Below are 19,347 nucleotides of genomic sequence, written 5' to 3'. Positions count from 1 at the left end.
CGTTGCTGGTGGAGAAATTTTTTAGCGCGCAGCGTCCAGCCGCGGGTGCATGAGCCGGAACCACAACGGCGGCACCGCAGCCAGCAGCAGGCAGCCCGCGTAGCCCGTGGGCAATTGCGGCCCGGGCAAAGGCTCCAGCTCCGGGAACGGCTTCCACGCGTGGGTGTGGTGGTCGGAATGGCGCTGCAGGTTGGCCAGCAGGCTGTTCGACACGACATGGTCCGCATTCCATGCATGCGGCACGCCGAAGGGGTCGCGCTTGCCGTCGGCATCCACACTGCGCTGCAGGCCGTAGTGCTCGATGTAGTTCACGGTTTCCAGCAGCCAGATGGCGAAGGCTGATTGGCCCAGCCAGAACGCGAGCATCTTCCACTCACCGGCAATCGCGAACACTGCGACGATCAGCACGTTCAGCCCTGACGCCCACGCAAGCGGGCTCGCCATCCACGACTTGCCGAACTGCCGCAGCCGGATCGCTTCGAGCCGCCAGCCGCTCATGAAACTGCCGCCTAACGTGCGCGGCAGAAATCCCCACAGCGTTTCACCTCGCCGGGCCGTGGCCGGGTCGTCGAACGTTGCAGCGCGCGGATGGTGGCCGCGATAGTGCTCGACCATGAAGTGGCTGTAGTTCACGCTGGCCATCAGCAGCCAGCCCAGCGCGCGATCGACCCGGTTGCGGCTGTGGCCCAGCTCATGCGCGAACGTGATGCCTTGCGCGCCGGTCACAAAACCGACGGCAAACGACAAGCCCAGCACGCGCCACCAGTCGCCCTCGCGCACCACGAGCAGCCCTACCACCAGCATCAGGCATTGCAGGGGAACAAACAGGCGCAGCACCCACGACAGCAGCGGGTTCGCAGCGCCCGCCGCTGGCGAACGCTGTGCGCCCGGCCACCACTGGTCGATGGCGGCCACTGCGGCCCACGTGATAAGCGTGCCGATGGCGGCTTGCTCTGGATGCCTCGTGAGATTGAGCAACAGCGAGAACGGCAGCAGCCACGCCAGAAGGAAACGCGCGTCGGAGAGTCGCAGACGGGCCATATCAGCCGCATTGGACAGCGGTTGCGCCGCGGCTGCAAGGCCAGCCTGGATGGCGCGTCGCGAAGATGCGGACTCCGGGATAATCCGCCGGATGAACCCGATGTTGTCCCGCCTGCAGCCCTACCCCTTCGAGCGGCTGCGCCAGTTGTTTGTCGGCATCACGCCCAACGCCGACTACCGCCCCATCAGCCTGGGCATCGGCGAGCCCAAGCACCCCACCCCCGAATTCATCAAGCACGCGCTGACCTCGTCGCTCGATGGCCTGGCGCAATACCCGGGCACTGCGGGCGAGCCCAAGCTGCGCGATGCTTTTCGCAAGTGGCAGATGACGCGCTATGGCCTGGTCGTCGATACCAACACGCAGATGCTGCCGGTGAACGGCTCGCGCGAGGCGCTGTTTGCTTTTGCGCAGACGGTGATCGACCCGTCGCAAAACCCGGTCGTGGTCTGCCCGAATCCGTTCTACCAAATCTATGAGGGCGCGGCGCTGCTGGCCGGCGCCCAGCCCTACTTTGCGCCTGTCGATCCGAAGCGCAACTTCGCTGTCGATTGGGACAGCGTTCCGCTCGATATCTGGGCGCGCACGCAGCTGATCTACGTGTGCTCGCCCGGCAACCCGACGGGCGCGGTGATGCCGCTGGAAGAGTGGAAGAAGCTCTTCGCCCTGTCAGACAGATTCGGCTTCGTGATCGCGTCGGACGAGTGCTACAGCGAGATTTACTTCCGCGACGAGCCGCCGCTGGGCGGCATGCAGGCGGCGAGCAAGCTGGGCCGCTCGGATTTCCGCCGGCTTGTGTCATTCACCTCGCTTTCCAAGCGCAGCAACGTACCGGGCCTGCGCAGCGGCTTTGTCGCTGGCGACTCGGCGTACATCAAGCAGTTCCTGCTGTATCGCACCTATCACGGCAGCGCGATGAGCCCGGTGGTGCAGCGCGCCAGCGCCGCCGCGTGGGAAGACGAGAAGCACGTCGTTGAAAACCGCGACATGTACCGCAAGAAATTCGCCGAAGTCACGCCGCTGCTCGCCTCGGTGCTCGACGTGCAGCTACCCGACGCGGGTTTTTACCTGTGGGCTGGAGTCAAAGGCAGCGATGTGGACTTCGCTCGCGAGCTGTACGCTCAATACAATGTGACGGTGTTGCCCGGCAGCTATCTCGCGCGCGATGGGAGCGCCGGGGCGAATCCTGGCGCGGGTCGCATTCGCATGGCGCTCGTCGCCGAAACCGCTGAATGCCTCGAAGCCGCGCAACGCATCGTGCAATTCGTCAAGAACCGTTCCTGAAAAACCAGTTAACAACATGTCCGACCAGCTCCAGAAAATCATCGACGACGCGTGGGAAAACCGCGCCAACTTCACTGCTGCCACCGCCTCCAAAGAGGTCGTCGATGCTGTCGAACATGTAATCGCCGAACTGAACAACGGCCACTTGCGAATCGCCACGCGGCAGGCCGTTGGCCAATGGACGGTGCACCAATGGCTCAAGAAGGCCGTGCTGCTGTCGTTCCGCCTGAAAGACAACGCCATCATGCGTTCGGGCGACCTGGCCTTCTACGACAAGGTGCCTACCAAGTTCGCGCACCTGTCAGCGCAAGAGATGGCCGCCACGGGCGTTCGCGTGGTGCCGCCCGCTGTGGCACGCCGCGGCAGCTACATCGCCAAGGGCGCGATTCTGATGCCCAGCTTTGTGAACATTGGCGCGTACGTCGATGAAGGCTCAATGGTCGATGCGTGGGCCACTGTGGGCAGCTGCGCGCAGATCGGCAAGAACGTGCACTTGTCTGGCGGCGTCGGCATTGGCGGCGTGCTGGAGCCGATGCAGGCCAACCCCACCATCATTGAAGACAACTGCTTCATCGGGGCGCGCTCCGAAGTGGTGGAAGGCGTGATCGTCGAAGAGAACTCGGTTCTGTCGATGGGCGTGTACATTGGCCAGAGCACCAAGATCTACGACCGGGCCACGGGCACGGTCACCTATGGCCGGGTGCCGGCTGGCTCCGTCGTCGTGTCGGGCAACCTGCCCAGCGCCGATGGCAAGTACAGCCTGTATGCAGCGGTGATCGTCAAGCGCGTGGACGCGCAGACACGAGCCAAGACGAGCCTGAACGATTTGCTGCGCGACTGAACAACAAGCGCTACAACGAGGAGAAGCTGATGGGCACGATGGAGCGAATCCTTCGCCTGATGGGCGAGAAGAAGGCGTCGGACGTTTACCTGTCAGCGCACGCACCCGCGCTGATCAAGATCAACGGCCAGTGCCTGCCCATCAACAACCAGCTGCTGCCGCCCGACGCGCCAAAAACGCTGCTGGCCGAAGTGCTGCCCGCCCACCGCATGGAAGAGCTGGAGCAGACCGGCGAGCTGAACATGGCGAGCGCTGTCGAAGGCGTGGGCAACTTCCGCTTCTCGGCAATGCGCCAGCGCGGCACGTACGCCGCCGTCATCCGCTACATCACGACAGACATTCCGCCCCTGGCCAGCCTGCAGGTGCCAATGATCCTGGGCGACCTGATCATGGAAAAGCGCGGCCTGCTACTTATGGTGGGCGCGACGGGCGCTGGCAAGAGCACGACGCTCGCTTCGATGATGGACTACCGCAATGAGAAGGTGTCGGGCCACATCCTCACCATCGAAGACCCGGTTGAATTTCTGTTCAAGAACAAGAAGTCCATCGTCAACCAGCGCGAAGTCGGCAGCGACACGCTCTCGATGCAAACCGCGCTGAAAAATGCGTTGCGCCAAGCGCCCGACGTGATTCTGGTCGGCGAAATCCGCGACCGTGAAACGATGTCCGCCGCGATTGCTTATGCGCAATCAGGCCACCTGTGCCTGGCCACCATGCACGCCAACAACAGCTACCAGGCGCTCAACCGCGTGCTGTCGTTCTACCCTGTTGAAGTGCGGCCCACGATGCTGGGCGACCTGGCCTCTGCCATGAAGGCCATCGTGTCGCAGCGCCTGCTGCGCACGGTGCACGGCTCGCGCGCGCCGGCGATGGAAATCATGTTGAACACGAAGCTCGTGTCCGAGCTGATCGAAAAAGGCGACTTCTCCGGCGTGAAGGAAGCAATGGAAAAGTCGATGGCCGAAGGCTCGCAGACATTCGAGCAAGACATTGCGCGCCTGATCATCGATGGCATCGTCGACAAGAAAGAAGGCCTTGCCTACGCCGACTCGCCCACCAACTTGCAATGGCGGCTGCAGAACAGCGCCGCTGGTGCCGACATGGTGCAGCCGGAAGACGGCGCGAGCGACGAGGACCTGGCAGACGAGCCGTCATTCACGGAAATCACGCTCGATATCAAGCACTGACAGTCAAGCACTGACCACAACTGAACTGAGCGAATGAACCGTGCGCTGCATCTCACCGAGCAACTGATTTCCCGCCGCTCTGTCACGCCTGAAGACGACGGCTGCCAGCGCATCCTGCGCGAACGGCTGGAGCCGCTGGGCTTTGCCTGCGAGACCATCGAGAGCGGCCCGGCGGATTTCCGCGTGACGAACCTGTGGGCCAAGCGCCAGGGCCAGTCTGCGCAAACGCTGGTGTTTGCCGGGCACACCGATGTGGTACCCACCGGCCCGCTGGAGCAGTGGAGCAGCGACCCCTTTGTGCCCACGCATCGCGACGGCAAGCTGTATGGCCGCGGCGCAGCCGACATGAAGACATCCATCGCAGCGTTCACCGTCGCGGTCGAGGAATTCATCAAGGCGAACCCTGATCCGCAACTGTCGATTGCGCTGTTGATCACAAGCGATGAAGAAGGCCCGAGTGTGGATGGCACCGTGGTCGTTTGCGAGCAGCTGAAGGCACGCGGCGAGCGGCTCGATTACTGCATCGTTGGCGAGCCGACATCCGTGACCAAGCTCGGAGACATGATCAAGAACGGCCGGCGCGGCAGCCTGAGCGGCAAGCTGAACATCAAGGGCATACAGGGCCACATTGCGTATCCGCAGCTGGCGAAGAACCCGATCCACATGGCGATGCCGGCGCTGGCTGAACTCAGCACGATCGAATGGGACTGGGGCAATGACTTCTTCCCGCCGACGAGCTTCCAGATCAGCAACATCCACGGCGGCACGGGTGCGGGCAACATCATTCCGGGCAACGTGGTGGTCGATTTCAACTTCAGGTATTCGAGCGAATCGACGCCTGAGGGCCTGCAGAAGCTGACGCAGGAAGTGCTGGCGAGGCACGGCCTGGACTACGACATCAAGTGGGTGGTGGGCGGCCTGCCCTTCCTCACAACGCCGGGTGAGCTGGTGGGCGCGGTGCAAGCTGCGATCCGCGCTGAAGTCGGCGTGGAGACGGAACTCTCAACCACAGGCGGCACGAGCGATGGCCGCTTTATCTCGCGCATTTGCCCGCAGGTGATCGAGTTCGGCCCGACCAACGCAACGATCCACAAGATCGACGAGAACGTCGCCGTTGCCGAGATCGAGCCGTTGAAGAACATCTACCGGCGCACGATAGAGAACCTGAACGCCACGCTGTGAGCTGCGCATGACTTTGATCGAAACGGTCGAGGCCAGCGCGAAGCGGCTGCAAGACGCAGGCGTTGCATTCGGCCACGGCACCACCAACGCATTCGACGAAGCCGCATGGCTCGTGCTGTGGCAGCTGGGCCTGCCGCTCGACGACCTGGACGGCGTCGCCGACATGGCTGTATCACCCGAGCAGGCCGACAGCATCGACGAGCTGATTGCCGAGCGAATCGCCACCCGCAAACCCGCCGCCTACCTCACGCGCGAAGCGTGGTTGCAAGGTGTGCCGTTCTACGTGGACGAACGCGCCATCGTGCCGCGCAGCTTTATTGCGGAAGTGCTGGTGGATGGCGATATCGATACATGGCTCACCGAGAGCACGACCAACGTGTGCGACCTGTGTACCGGCAACGGCAGCCTGGCCGTGATCGCGGCGATGGTGTTTCCTGACGTTGTGGTCGATGCGATTGATATTTCAGTGGATGCACTTGCTGTGGCGCGAATCAACGTCGACAAGCATGGGCTGCAAGAGCGTGTTCATCTGATCGAGTCGGATGGGCTTGCGAAGGCGCGTGGGCCGTATGACCTGATTCTGTGCAACCCGCCGTATGTGAACGCGCGGAGCATGGCTGCACTGCCCGATGAATACAAGGCAGAGCCGAGCTTGGCGCTGGCTGGAGGCGAGGATGGGATGGATTTCATTCGCGCGCTGTTCAGGGACGCGCCGGCGAAGATGACTGATCAGGCCGTTCTCATTCTCGAAATCGGCAACGAGCGCGAGAACTTCGAGGCGGCGTTTGCGGAGTTGGAAGTTGTTTGGCTTGCGACGAGTGCGGGCGATGACCAGGTGCTGCTGGTGACGCGTGAGGCTTTGGTGGCACTCTAGCGGTTCGCGGCTCACGCCGGTTGCACTCGCGGCAAGGCGCCCCGAACAGCCATCCGCGACAATAGCGGCATGACGACGAAGAAAGACATTTCCACCCGCATCCTCCACGCCGACCGCCTTGGCGGCGTCGAGCATGGCGCGGTGCTCAAGCCGCTGCACATCGCCACCGCCTACGGCTACGCCACCGCCGCCGAACTCACCGCCGTGTTCCAGGGCGAAAAGAGCGGCCACGTGTACGGCCGCCAAGGCAACCCGACCACGCAGGCGCTCGAAGCCAAGCTCACGATGATGGAAGACGGTATCGGCACCGTCTGCTTCGCCACCGGCATGGCGGCCATCTGCTCCACGATGATGGCGCTGCTGCGCAAGGGCGACCATGTGGTGGCGAGCCGCTTCCTCTTCGGCAACACGGCCAGCTGGTTCAACACCCTCACCCAGCTCGGTTGCGATGTGACGCTGGTCGATGCAACCGATGCAGCCAACGTCGAAGCAGCGCTTCGCCCCGAGACACGCCTCGTCTTCGTCGAAACCATCGCCAACCCTCGCACGCAAATCGCTGACCTGAAAGCCATCGGCGATATCTGCAAAGCGAAGAACATCGTCTACATCGTCGACAGCACGATGACCACGCCGGACTTGTTCCAGCCTAAATCAGTGAACGCCACGCTCGTCGTGCATTCGCTCTCCAAGGCGATCTGCGGTCACGGCAACGCGCTCGGCGGCTCGATCACGGACACAGGCCTGTTCGACTGGTCCACCTACCCGCACATCCTGCCGGCCTACAAGAAGGGCGCGCCTGCCACCTGGGGCCTGCTGCAGATCCGCAAGAAGGGCCTGCGCGACATGGGCGCGACGCTCTCTTCCGAGCACGGCCACCGCATCGCGGCCGGCATGGAGACGCTGCACCTGCGCATGGAGCAGGCTTGCTCCAATGCCAACGCGCTCGCGAAGTTTCTTGAAGCGCAGCCGCTTGTCTCGCGCGTGCACCACGCCAGCCTTGCGAGCCACGCGCAGCACGATCGCGCAGCCGCCCTCTTCCGCAATTTCGGCCCGCTGCTGAGTTTTGAAACTGTCGATGGTGTCGATCCGTTCGATGTGCTCGACGCGCTGCAGATCGTCATCAAGTCCAGCCACCTGGGCGACAACCGCACGCTCGCCATTCCGGTGGCGCGCACCATCTTCTGGGAAATGGGCGCCGAACAGCGCAAGAGCATGGACATTGCCGATTCGCTCATTCGCGTGTCGGTGGGCATCGAGGCACAGGCCGACTTGATCGCTGATTTTTCGCAGGCATTTTCGAGGGTCGCTGCGGCGCATCAATGATCCAAATTCGCAACGTCACCCTTCGCCGCAGCGCGAAGGTTCTGCTCGACAACGTCTCCCTCACCATCAACCCCGGCGAAAAGGCCGGCCTGGTCGGGCGCAACGGCGCGGGCAAGTCCAGCCTGTTTGGCCTCTTCACCGGCGCACTGCATGAAGACAAGGGCGACTTCTCCATGCCCTCGGCATGGCGGCTGTCGCAGGTTGAGCAGAACATGCCCGAGACTGAAGATACGGCCACTGACTTCGTGCTCGGCGGCGACACACGCCTGCTCGAACTTCGGCAAGCGCTCGCGCGCGCCGAACAGCAGCACGACGCCGACCCGGACAACATGGACATCGGCATGGAGATCGCGCACCTGCACTCCGACCTGGCCGATGCAGGCGAACACGACGCAGTCCCGCGTGCTCAAGCGCTGATCCTGGGCCTGGGCTTCCAGACAACGGAGCTTGATTCGCCCGTGAACAGTTTTTCGGGCGGCTGGCGCATGCGGCTGCAACTGGCGCGCGCGCTGATGTGCCCGTCTGACCTGCTGCTGCTCGACGAGCCGACCAACCACCTCGACTTGGACGCGCTCGTCTGGCTTGAGGCGTGGCTCAAGCGCTATGCCGGCACGATGATCGTCATCAGCCACGACCGCGAGTTTCTCGATGCGGTAACTGATGTCACGGTGCACATCGAGCGCCAGCAGCTCACGCGCTACGGCGGCAACTACAGCGCGTTTGAAACGCTGCGCTCCGAACAGCTGGCGCTGCAGCAAACCGCGTTCTCCAAGCAGCAGGACAAGATCGCCCACCTGCAGAAGTTCATCGACCGATTCAAGGCGAAGGCGTCGAAGGCCAAGCAGGCGCAAAGCCGCGTGAAGGCGCTGGAGCGCATGGAGAAGATCGCGCCGGTGCTGGCGGATGCGGAGTTCACGTTTGAATTCAAGGAGCCGGCGAATTTGCCGAATCCGATGCTGGCGATTTCGGAGGGGGTGTTTGGGTATGTGGCGGTGGTGGATGAAGACATGGCCGCGTCCACACCCGTGCCCCCACCCCAACCCTCCCCCAAAGGGGGAGGGAGTGAGGCAGCCAAGGTCATCTTGCGGGGGGTTAGCAAGTCGGTCTTGGCGGGACAGCGTATCGGCATCCTGGGCGCGAACGGACAAGGCAAGTCAACGCTGGTCAAGACCATTGCGCGCGACATTCCGGCGCTCGGCGGCACGATCACTGAGGGCAAGGGGCTCAACATCGGCTACTTTGCGCAGCAGGAACTCGATGTGCTGCGGCCCGGCGATACGCCGCTCGAACACATGTTCCGCCTGGCGCGTGAAGCGGGGCCGAACTCGGGTGAGTCGGGCCGCGAGCAGGACTTGCGCAACTTCCTGGGCACATTCAACTTCACGGGCGAGATGGTCAAGCAGACCGTCGGCACGATGAGTGGCGGCGAGAAAGCCCGCCTGGTGCTCGCGATGATGGTGTGGCAGCGCCCCAACCTGCTGCTGCTCGACGAGCCGACCAACCACCTCGACTTGTCCACGCGCGAGGCGCTGTCGATGGCGCTCAACGAATTCGAAGGCACCGTCATGCTGGTTAGCCACGACCGCGCTTTGCTGCGCGCCGTGTGCGACGAGTTCTGGCTGGTCGGCCGCGGTGGTGTTGCGCCGTTCGATGGGGACCTGGACGACTACCAGCAATACCTGCTCGACGAAGCCAAGGCCCGGCGCGAAGCGGTGCGTGAAGAGTCTGCCCGCCAGCAAGCGCCGCAAGTCGCCGCGCAAGAGCAGCGCAAGGCGCAGGCGCAGCAACGCACGCAGGATGCGGCTCGCGCCAAGAGCCTGCGCCGCGAGATCGAGCAGCTCGACCAGCGCATGGCCAAGCTGCAGGCGGAGAAGTCGCAGCTCGAGCAAAAACTCGTCCAATCGCCCAACCCCAAAGACATCGCGGAGGCCGGCAAGCGGCTGAAATCCGTCAACGATGAGCTTGGCAAGGCGGAAGAAAAGTGGATGACCCTGTCGGAGTCGCTCGAAGCCGCCAGCTGACCCGCCAGTTGAGCCGCCAGCACCCCACGCCAGGGCGCTTTCGGGCGACACTACGGCGATGCCGACCGCACTCCAACTCGCTGCCGACCATCCGATCCTGATGGACGCGGTGCGCCGCAGCCGCAAGATTCTCAACCGCCGCGCCATCGCAGGCGCAGTTGCAGGCGCCGTGCCGATTCCAGGGCTCGACTGGATGGTCGACGCCGCCTTGCTCTCGCGGCTGATGCCGGCCATCAATGCCGAGTTTGGCTTGACGCCCGCGCAGCTCGACAAACTGCCCGCCCACAAACGCGTGCAGGCCGACAAGGCCATCGCCACCGTGGGCTCGGTGCTGATCGGCAAGTTCGTGACGCGCGACCTCGTCATGCGCATGGCCCAGCACATGGGCAAGCGCATCACCGTCAAGCAGGCTTCCAAATACGTGCCGATCGCAGGCCAGGCCGTGTCGGCCATGATGAGCTACGCGGCCATTCGCTACCTGGGCGAAGAGCACATCAAAGACTGCGTGCGCGTCGCGCTGAAGGCAGACCTGATGCTGCCTGCCCATGGTTGAGTAGCCACGCCGCAAGGCGTATAAAAGAGTGGCCATGAGCCACTTTTTTTCAACCACCCTCTATTCATCCATCCGCTCTCACGCCCAGCGCACGCCCCATGAAGTGGCGGTGATCAACGAGTCGTCCGTCATCAGCTACAAGCTGTTTGCGCTGCACATCGACAGGGTCGCGCACCAGATCGCGGCCCGGAACATTCCCGCGGGCAGCCGCGTCGCCGTCGCGGTGGGCTGGGGCTACCTGCACTGGCTGGTGACGATCGCGCTCATGCGGCTGGGTTTGCTGTCTGCCTCCGCCAGCATGGCTGACCTGCAGACGCTGCGCGCCGATGTCGTCATTGCCGACCACGATCTTGACTATCCGCAGGGCCGCGTCATCCAGGCCGAGGCCAGCTGGGCAGAGACGAACGCGCCGCTGCTGCTGCCTTTGAACGAGCCGCAGCACGACCCGCACGCGCCGGCCCGCATCGTTCTCTCATCGGGCACAACGGGCGTGCCCAAACTCGCGGTGTTCACCGTCGACGAGATGGCCCGGCGCGCGCGGGCCGACGTCATTGCCTACAAGCTGGGGCCGTCGTCACGCATGCTGAGCGTGATGGGCATCGTCACCGTTGGCGGCTTTGCGCTTCCGCAGGCGACGTGGACGGCCGGCGGCTCGGTGGTGCTGATCGGCCTGCACAAAGACCAGCCGCTGCCGCACCTGTTGCGCCATGGCCCGAACACGATCTTCATCTCGCCCACGCAGCTCGAAGCGGTGGTCAAGACGCTGCCGCGCGACTTCGTGCCGACGCACCAGCTGGACATCTATGTCGCAGGCAGCGCCCTGCCCCGCCACATGAGCAGGCAGACGCGGCTGCGCCCGAGCCAATCACTCTGGATCGTGTACGGCTCCACCGAAATGGGCACGGTCACGCTGGCGCCCGCTGTGATTGCCGAGCACCAGCCGGGCTTGACGGGCTTTGTCATCCCGCCTGCGCAAGTGCAGATCGTCGATGAAAGCGGCTCACCGCTGCCACCCGGCGAGGCGGGCGAAGTCCGCATCCGCACCGAGGGCGTCGTCACCGAATACCTGGACGACGCGGCCACCAGCGCGCTGTGTTTTCGCGATGGCTGGTTCTACCCCGGCGACGTGGGGGTGCTTGGCGCGCAAGGCGAGCTGCACATCCAGGGCCGGCTGCGCGACGTGATGAACTTTGGCGGCGTGAAGATCTCGCCAGAGGTGATTGACCTGGCACTCTTGCAGCTGCCCGGCGTGGTCGAAGTCGCGACGTTCATGGCCAATGACGACAGCGGCAATCAGTCGGTGTGCGCCGCGGTCGTCGCGGGCAAGGATTTCGATGAGGCGTCACTGGTGCGGCATGCGGCAGCCAGCTTTGCAGCGCTGCCGCCGCTGCGCGTGATCAAGGTGGACCGCTTGCCACGCAACGAGATGGGCAAAGTGCTGCGGCGTGAGCTGCCTGGGCTGGGTACGCCGTAGCGTATAAAGCCGGCATGCCCCAACTGCCCGTTCCCTCCGTCTTTGCCGCCATCCAGCTCCACGCGCGCATGTCGCCGCACGAGCCGGCGGTTGTCACCAACACTGAAATCCTGACGTACCGGCGTTTTTGCAAAGCCATCGACCGCGTGTCGCGGCTGTTGCAGGAGCAGAACCTGCCGGCCGACAGCCGCGTGGCGGTTGTTGTGGGCACACCTTACGCAGCCTGGCTGGTCAACATCGCCCTCTCGCGGCTCGCCCTGCTGGCCTGTGAATGCACGGCTTCCGGCCTGAAAGTGCTCAAGCCCACCGTCGTGGTCACCGATGCACCGCTCGCGCACGCCGGCGCCAAGGTCATCACGATGACCAAAGAGTGGCTCGACCCCGAGGCCGCGCCGATCGCGCCCGCGCAGGAAGCGCTGCTCGACCCCTCCAAACCCGCCCGCATCGTCATGTCGTCGGGCACCACCGGCCTGCCGAAGCTCGCGATGTTCACGGCCGGCGAATTCGACGAACGCCTGCGCACTATGGCACTGGCTTACGGCCTGACGACGACGTCGCGCACGCTGTGCCTGATGGGCATGCCCTCGATCGGCGGCATCGTCTGGCCCCTTGCAACCTGGATGGCTGGCGGTGTCGTCCTGCTGACCACCGTGGGGCCCAACAAGCCGCTGATCAAGCTGCTGCGCGACAAGCCCACGCACCTGTTTGTCTCCACGGCGCAGCTGGAGCAACTGGTGCAAAGCCTGCCGGCCGATTTCACGCCGCAACGAGACCTGGTGACCTACGTGGCCGGCAGCGTGCTGCCGCGCGCATTGAACCAGGCTGCCCGCGCGCGGCTGGGTCAGTCGCTGATGATGGTGTACGGATCGACCGAAATTGGCACCGCGACCCTGGCCCCCGCCGCACACGTGGACTTCCGCCCGGGCCTGACAGGTTACGTATGCCCGCCGGCAGAAATCGAGATCGTCGATGAGGCCGGGCGCACGCTCCCATTGGGCGAGACAGGCATCGTGCGCACGCGCAACGTCGGCCAGGTCCACCGCTACCTTGACGACGACAAGACCACCGCCGAGACCTTCCGCGATACGTGGTTCTACCCCGGTGACCTCGGCGCGATAGGCCCGGATGGCGAGCTGTTCGTCAAGGGCCGCGCGCTTGAAGTGATGAACTTCGGGGGCGTGAAAGTCACGCCCAACGCGATTGACGAAGTCGCAGCCAAAGTGCCGGGCGTGGTCGAGGCTGCAGCGTTTGTGGTGGCCGACAAAGCCGCAAAGCAGTGGCCTCACATCGCCGTGGTCGCCGGTGCGGATTTCGATGAAGCCCGGCTCATCAAGCGCATTGGCGCGTCATTTCCCAGCCTGCCGCCCCTGAAGGTGGTGCGGGTGGACAAACTGCCGCGCAATGACATGGGCAAAATCCTGCGGCTGGAACTGGCCGACAAGCACAAGGCGGCCTAATCACCAGGCGTCCGAAGCACCAGGCGGCCCGAACGAAAGGCCGCGCCATCACGGCGGTGGCTACTGCTGATCGAGCGTGAGCACGTCGTCGGTCATCACCGGCTCGAACTCGGTTTCACTTTTTTTCACGCAGATGATCTTGCCGTGCCAGAACTGGCGCGGGCCTTCTGTCCATGCCGACCAGTTGCCGTTGGCGTCGAGCTCGCGGGTGGACGGAACGACTTCATCAATCCATTGCTCCACGCCGTTCTGGTCGTGGGCCTTGTGACGCGCGACGATCTCGCGCCGGGTTTCTCTGTTGCCGATGTTGAGGGTGGCCATGGCCTGCCTTTATTGCATGCTGAATCTGATGGTCGAGTGTCGCATAAAGGATTTCGCGACTCGGGGTCCAGCCCAGCCTGAAGCCGAGCCGCCGCAACGTCGGAATAGGACTACGTGCCGCGAGCTACGAGGCACGCATACTTGAGGCATCCATGACCGCCTCGAAGTTTGTTTTGGGCGCGGCCATAGCGGCTGCGTCGCTGCTACTGCCGCACCACGTGGCTGCGCAAGCCGCACGCCCTGCCCCGGCCACTGCCTCGTTCGACATCGACATCCGTGCTTCCGAAGCCGTGCGGGATTTGCTGCGCAGGCACCTGGAGCTCAACCGCTATCGCGACGTTGCAGACCTCGACGATGCTGAGCTTGCACGCCTGATGACGCTGGCCGAGCGCGACGTGCGCGAACTGCTTGCCACGCTGGGCTACTTCACGCCGCGCGTGCTGGTCACGCGCGAGCCGGGCCCGCGCCCGGTCGTGGTCATCGCTGTCGATACAGGCCCCGCCACCGTCGTCAGCGATGTCGCCATCACCTTCGAAGGTGACATCGCCACCAGCACCGATGCCGATGCCATCCGCCAGCGCGAAACGATACGCGGCGAGTGGCTCCTGCCGGCGGGCCGCGCTTTCACGCAAGGCGGCTGGGACGACGCCAAGGCACAGGCGCAGCGCGAGCTCGTGCTCAAGCGCTATCTCGCCGGGCAAATCGCCGAGAGCACGGCCGACATCGACGCGCCTGCCCATAGTGCGCGCCTGGGCGTGCGGCTCGACTCAGGGCCGCTCTACCGGCTCGGGGAAATGCAGGTCACCGGCGTCAAGCGCTACGACCCGAGCCTCGTGCCCCGCCTGGCGCGCCTTCCACCCGGCTCGGCGTACGACCGCGACCAGCTGATCCAGGCGCAACTGCGGCTCACGGGCAGCGGCTACTTCGACTCGGCGTTCCTGCTGGTCGACCCGCAGTCGGACCCATCGGCAGCGCCGGTGCAGGCCACCGTGGGCGAAGCGCCCTTGCAAAAAGTGGTGCTCGGCGTTGGCCTGACGACCGACAGCGGCGCGCGCGCGTCGGTGCAATACATCCATAACCGCGTGCCCGGCATCGGCTGGCGCGCCGTGACCGACGTGAACATCGATCGCAAGACGCCTTCAGCCCAGACTGAGTGGACGGCCATTCCCGATGAGCGTGGCTGGCGTTGGGGTGCGCTCGGGCGCATCGAGCGGCTGGACGACGACACGCTGATCACCCATGGCCAGCGCCTGCGCTTGGGCCGCCAGCGCAGCGAAGAACACATCGAGCGCAGCGTGTACCTGCAGCTGGAGCGTGCAACGGTGCAAACACAGGCGGGCCTGCCTGTGACGGGTTTGGAGAACGGAGCAGGCAGTGCGATCTCGGCCAACTACGTATGGACGGGCCGGTATTTCGACAGCGACACGTCCCCCACACGCGGCTGGGGCGTCGGCATAGAGTTCGGCGGTGGCTTCACCCTCACAGGGCAGCGCAGCCCGTTCCAGCGCACCGTCGTTCGCGGGCTCTGGCTGCGCCCGCTGGCACAGGGGCGCCTGCAGATTCGCGGCGAGGCTGGTGCGGTGCTGGCACGTTCCGCGGCGGAACTGCCGGCCACACAGCTGTTTCGCACAGGCGGCGACACGTCGGTGCGCGGTTACGGCTTGCGGGAAATCGGTGTCACGCTGCCGGGCGGCCAGGTGGTGCCGGGCCGCTACCTCGCGGTGGGCAGCGTGGAGTGGCAGCGGCCCATTGAATGGAACGGGCGCCGCACCGCTTTTGAGAGCGCGCTCTTTGCTGATGCAGGCGCCGTTGCGTCTCGTGTGGGCGACCTCCGTGCGGCCGTGGGCGTCGGCGCGGGCGTGCGCTGGATGAGCCCTGTCGGCCCGCTGCAGGCCGACCTGGCCTATGGCGTGCGCACGCACAAGTTCAGGCTGCACATGCGAGTGGGATTCGTGTTTTGAAGCAGCCCCGGCCTTCTCGCGACTGGCAGCCCGTGCCGACGTTCCTGCTGGGCGTCATCGTGCTCGTGCTGGCTGGACTGGCAGCGTTGTGGTGGTGGACGGGCACGCAGTCGTCCCTGCAATGGGCGCTGCAACGCGTGCAACAGCTGCAGCCCATCGACGTGCAGGAGGCGCAAGGCTCCTTGCGCAGTGGCGCCGCGATCAAGCGCCTCTCGTGGCAGCGAGGCGGTTTGCAGGTCGAAGCAGAGCAAGTCGTGCTGGCGTGGCAACCCGTCCTGCTGTTCGGCGGCACGCTGAAATTCGACCGCATTTCGGCGGCACTGGTGCGCATCACCGACCAGCGCCCTCCATCAGGCCCGAGCACGGCGCCGACGGACCTTTCGCTGCCGGTGCAGGTGGACCTGGACGATCTGTCTGTCGATCGCATCGAATGGGTGACCACCCAGGTGATGAGCGGCGATCACCTCACAGGCCGCTACTGGTACGACGGCAAGGCCCATTGGCTGCGGCTGGACAAACTCACCTGGGCCGGCACGGCTTATCGCGGCAAAGCCAGCCTCGGCGCAAAGGGGCCACTGCCGCTCGACGCCACGCTCTCTGGTGAGCTCGATGCGCCGGTGCCCGGTGCGGGCAGCGTGCCGGTGCGCTTCAATGCGACGCTGGCCGGGCCGCTGGAGAGCCTGGCGGCCACCGCACAGGTACAGGCGATGCCGGGTGGCAAGCCGGTGACGCAGGCCAGCGCCACCGCGCGCATCACGCCTTGGGCCGCGCAACCGATCGCGCAGGCGCAAGCGAGCTTCGACAAGCTCGACCTGGCCAGCGTGTGGAAAGCAGCACCGCACACGGCGCTGACCGGCGAGCTCGCTGTGACGCCCGCAGGCGCACAAAACTGGCAAGTCAGTGCCGATATTCGCAATGCCGACGCAGGCCCGTGGGACGCGGGCAAACTGCCTGTTGACGCCGTGCAGGCCCTGGGCGAATGGCGGTCCGGCGCGGCCCTGGTGAAGTCGCTGGAGGCCAGGCTGGGCGCAGGCCGATTGCAGGCCACCGGCTCGTGGCGGCCCGCAGTGAAGGCCACCCCGAAGGCCGACACCAGGACCCGCGTGACCGCCGACGTGAAAGCCGGTTGGCTGGTGCAGGGCAGCGTTGCCGACCTGAACCCTTCATCGCTGAACAGCCGCCTCGCCGCGCTGCCGATGGGCGGCAGTTTCGACGTGCGGCAAGAAGGCGCAGGCGTTGCCTTCAACGCCAACCTGCGTGGCAACGGGCGGGCCGCGCCTCACCGCGCAAAATCGCTGCCGCCTGTCGCCATCACGCTTTTGCGCGTACGCGGCAGCTGGGCTGAGGGGCTGTTGTCGGTGCCTGAGTTCGAGGCGCGCATGAGCGACGCGAGCGCTTCGGGCTCCGTCAACTATCGCGTCGATGACCGCTCCGGCGACGCACGCCTGTCGCTGCAAGCTCCAGGTGTGGGGGCACAGGCAGACGGCGCCATCTCTGAAACCAGGGGCTCCGGAAAACTCCGCGTGCGTGCCACCGACCTGGCGCAGGCACGCACGTGGCTTGCCCGCCTGCCATTTGCGCAAGCTGCCACGGGCTGGCCCGCCGTCGCGGGCCGGGCGGACCTTGCACTGGCCTGGCAAGGTGGCTGGCGCGACCCGGCCGTCGACGCGACGCTGGCTTCGCAGCAGCTGATGTTGCAGCCCGCGCGCGATGCAGCGGATTCAGCGCCTGCTTCGCCCGTGCAGGCGTGGTCCGTCAGTGACCTGACGGCGTCGGTCAAGGGGCGTTTGAGCAACGCAGCCGTCGCCGTGCATGCTGCCGCGCAGCAAGGTGAGCGCAGCGCCACGATCGACGCGTCTGGCAGCGGCGCCGTCCGCGTGAGCGGCAGCGCGGCCGACTGGCGAGCAACGCTCGCGAGCCTGTCCGCACAGTTCAAGGACAAACCGTCGACGCCAGGCGCATGGCGGCTTGCGCTGCAGGCGCCCCTGGACATTCGCGGATCGGGTGCGAACTTTGACGCGGGCGCGGGCAGCGCCGCCTTGTCTGCCCCCGCACCCGCGTCCGTGGCAGCGCCGTCGGCAGCGGCCAGCAAGGCGGCCCCGCCAGCCACGCTCATCTGGCAGCCGGTGCAGCGCCGTGCGGGCGAGTTGCGCACCGCCGGTCGCCTGAACGGCTTGCCCATGAGCTGGCTCGAGTTGCTGCAGCCGCAGCTGGCCGGCTCGGCGCTGGCGGGCGACATGCTCCTCGACGGGCAATGGGATGCATCGCTGGGCCGCACCCTGCGCCTGGACGCGTCGCTGGCCCGCCGCAGCGGCGACCTGACGGTGCTCGCCGACTCGGGCACTGGCCCGGCCCAGCGCGTTCCGGCAGGCGTGCGTGAAGCGCGCCTGGCCATTGCGAGCCGGGGCGAGCAACTGACCGCCACCTTGAAGTGGGACAGCGAGCGCGCGGGCACGGCCGATGGCCGGCTCGTGACGCGCCTGGCGCCGGGCGGCGCACTCGGCTGGCAATGGCTGGCTGACGCGCCCATCGACGCGAGCCTGCGCGCGCAGCTGCCGAAGCTGGGCGTGTGGTCGCTGCTTGCGCCGCCGGGCTGGCGCCTGCGCGGATCGCTGCTGGCCGATGTGCGCGCGACAGGCACGCGTGCGCAGCCGCAACTCGCGGGCACCATCGCCGCGGACGACCTCGCACTGCGCTCGGTGGTGGACGGTGTCGAGCTCGGCGGCGGTCGACTGCGCGGCACGCTGGAAGGCACCACCATTCGCATCAACGAGTTCACGTTGCACGGCGCGGGCGAGCGCGGAGCGGGCGGCACGCTGGCGGCGAGCGGCGACCTGGCATGGGTCAACGGTGCGCCCCAACTCAAGGCGTCGGCGCAGCTCACACGCCTGCGCGCGAGTATTCGCGCCGACCGCGAGCTCACGTTGTCGGGCTCGCTGGAAGCTGTGGTGGATGCCTCGGCCACGACGATCAAGGGAAAGCTCAAGGTCGACCAGGCGCGCATCACGCTGCCCGACGACATCGCCCCGCGCCTGGGTGATGACGTGGTCGTGCGCGGCTCGCCCGAATTTGCCGGCACCGTGAAGGACCGCAAGGCCGACAGCGCGCAGGCTCGCGAGTCGAGCCGGCCTTTGTCGCTGGCGGTCGAGCTCGACATGGGCGACGACTTCCGCGTGAGCGGACGCGGGCTGCGAGCGCGCATCGCAGGCACGCTCGCATTGACGGCGCAGGCGCTCTCACAGCCACGGCTGACAGGCACGCTGCGCACAGCGAGCGGCGAGTACGTCGCATTCGGCCAGCGGCTGGACATTGAGCGCGGCGTGGTGCGGTTCACAGGTGTGGCATCCAACCCCGACCTGGACATCCTCGCGCTGCGCCCCAACCTCACGCAGCGCGTCGGCGTGCTGATCACCGGCACTGCGCTGGCACCGTTTGTCCGCCTGTATTCGGAGCCCGACCTGCCCGATGCCGAAAAGCTCGCATGGCTGGTGACCGGGCGCCCTGCCCCGGCTGACGGCGCTGAATCTGCATTGGTGCAGCAAGCGGCGCTGGCACTGCTGACCAACCGCAAGCCCGGCTCGCAGACGATCGCGTCGCGCATCGGGCTTGACCAGCTGTCGGTGCGAAAAGACAGCAGCGCCGGCGCCATCGTGACGCTGGGCAAACGGTTTGCCGACAACTTCTATGCGTCGTATGAACGCAGCCTCTCAGGTGCGCTGGGCACCTTGTTCGTGTTCTACGACGTGTCGAAGAAGCTGACCGTGCGTGGTCAGGCGGGCGAGCGCACCGCGGTGGACCTGATCTACACGTTTCGCTTCGACTGAAGCGCT

General features: G+C 65.6%; 14 protein-coding genes. 12 read left to right on the top strand and 2 right to left on the bottom strand.

Annotation, left to right across the window (positions count from 1 at the left end):
* Positions 1-21: 21 nt before the first annotated feature.
* The gene (locus GHT07_RS14545) at positions 22-1,041 is read right to left on the bottom strand and encodes an alkane 1-monooxygenase (RefSeq protein ID WP_153585824.1); all 1,020 of its coding nucleotides are present in this window, start codon (positions 1,039-1,041) and stop codon (positions 22-24) included.
* A 91-nt stretch (positions 1,042-1,132) separates the two neighbouring features.
* Between GHT07_RS14545 and dapC the strand changes: the two genes are divergently transcribed.
* The 10 genes from dapC to GHT07_RS14495 all read left to right on the top strand — a co-directional run bounded on the left by dapC (position 1,133) and on the right by GHT07_RS14495 (position 13,235).
* Positions 1,133-2,323, top strand: a complete 1,191-nt coding sequence (gene dapC / locus GHT07_RS14540) for a succinyldiaminopimelate transaminase (protein ID WP_153585823.1) — start codon at positions 1,133-1,135, stop codon at positions 2,321-2,323.
* Positions 2,324-2,339: 16 nt separating this feature from the next.
* On the top strand, positions 2,340-3,164 hold the full coding sequence (gene dapD / locus GHT07_RS14535; RefSeq protein WP_153585822.1) for a 2,3,4,5-tetrahydropyridine-2,6-dicarboxylate N-succinyltransferase: 825 nt from the start codon (positions 2,340-2,342) through the stop codon (positions 3,162-3,164).
* A 29-nt stretch (positions 3,165-3,193) separates the two neighbouring features.
* Positions 3,194-4,351 carry a PilT/PilU family type 4a pilus ATPase gene (locus GHT07_RS14530; RefSeq protein WP_153585821.1) on the top strand — a complete coding sequence of 386 codons (1,158 nt, stop codon included), beginning with the start codon at positions 3,194-3,196 and terminating at the stop codon, positions 4,349-4,351.
* Between the two features lie 33 nt (positions 4,352-4,384).
* Positions 4,385-5,533 carry a succinyl-diaminopimelate desuccinylase gene (gene dapE / locus GHT07_RS14525; protein ID WP_153585820.1) on the top strand — a complete coding sequence of 383 codons (1,149 nt, stop codon included), beginning with the start codon at positions 4,385-4,387 and terminating at the stop codon, positions 5,531-5,533.
* 7 nt (positions 5,534-5,540) lie between these two features.
* On the top strand, positions 5,541-6,407 hold the full coding sequence (gene prmB / locus GHT07_RS14520) for a 50S ribosomal protein L3 N(5)-glutamine methyltransferase (protein ID WP_153585819.1): 867 nt from the start codon (positions 5,541-5,543) through the stop codon (positions 6,405-6,407).
* 69 nt (positions 6,408-6,476) lie between these two features.
* Positions 6,477-7,730 (top strand): cystathionine gamma-synthase family protein, encoded by a 1,254-nt coding sequence (locus GHT07_RS14515; protein WP_153585818.1) that lies wholly within the window; start codon positions 6,477-6,479, stop codon positions 7,728-7,730.
* Positions 7,727-9,751, top strand: a complete 2,025-nt coding sequence (locus GHT07_RS14510; RefSeq protein ID WP_153585817.1) for an ATP-binding cassette domain-containing protein — start codon at positions 7,727-7,729, stop codon at positions 9,749-9,751. Before GHT07_RS14515 ends, GHT07_RS14510 begins: the two co-directional genes overlap by 4 nt.
* 58 nt (positions 9,752-9,809) lie before the next feature.
* Positions 9,810-10,304: a hypothetical protein gene (locus GHT07_RS14505; RefSeq protein WP_153585816.1), complete on the top strand. Its 495-nt coding sequence runs from the start codon at positions 9,810-9,812 to the stop codon at positions 10,302-10,304.
* A gap of 34 nt (positions 10,305-10,338) precedes the next feature.
* The gene (locus GHT07_RS14500) at positions 10,339-11,778 is read left to right on the top strand and encodes a class I adenylate-forming enzyme family protein (protein WP_153585815.1); all 1,440 of its coding nucleotides are present in this window, start codon (positions 10,339-10,341) and stop codon (positions 11,776-11,778) included.
* 14 nt (positions 11,779-11,792) lie between these two features.
* Positions 11,793-13,235 carry a class I adenylate-forming enzyme family protein gene (locus tag GHT07_RS14495; RefSeq protein ID WP_153585814.1) on the top strand — a complete coding sequence of 481 codons (1,443 nt, stop codon included), beginning with the start codon at positions 11,793-11,795 and terminating at the stop codon, positions 13,233-13,235.
* A 60-nt stretch (positions 13,236-13,295) separates the two neighbouring features.
* Here GHT07_RS14495 and GHT07_RS14490 read toward each other — a convergent pair whose 3' ends face one another.
* Positions 13,296-13,556 (bottom strand): hypothetical protein, encoded by a 261-nt coding sequence (locus GHT07_RS14490; protein ID WP_153585813.1) that lies wholly within the window; start codon positions 13,554-13,556, stop codon positions 13,296-13,298.
* Between the two features lie 152 nt (positions 13,557-13,708).
* Between GHT07_RS14490 and GHT07_RS14485 the strand changes: the two genes are divergently transcribed.
* Positions 13,709-15,517: an autotransporter assembly complex protein TamA gene (locus GHT07_RS14485; RefSeq protein ID WP_153585812.1), complete on the top strand. Its 1,809-nt coding sequence runs from the start codon at positions 13,709-13,711 to the stop codon at positions 15,515-15,517.
* Positions 15,514-19,341, top strand: a complete 3,828-nt coding sequence (locus GHT07_RS14480) for a translocation/assembly module TamB domain-containing protein (RefSeq protein WP_153585811.1) — start codon at positions 15,514-15,516, stop codon at positions 19,339-19,341. The genes GHT07_RS14485 and GHT07_RS14480 overlap by 4 nt, the downstream gene beginning before the upstream one ends.
* The last annotated feature ends 6 nt before the right edge of the window (positions 19,342-19,347 follow it).

Source organism: Caenimonas koreensis DSM 17982, assembly GCF_009646335.1.
GTDB classification, from domain to species: domain Bacteria; phylum Pseudomonadota; class Gammaproteobacteria; order Burkholderiales; family Burkholderiaceae_C; genus Ramlibacter; species Ramlibacter koreensis.
The sequence above is the reverse complement of the archived record's forward strand: the minus strand, read 5'-3'. Positions and strand labels throughout refer to the sequence as shown.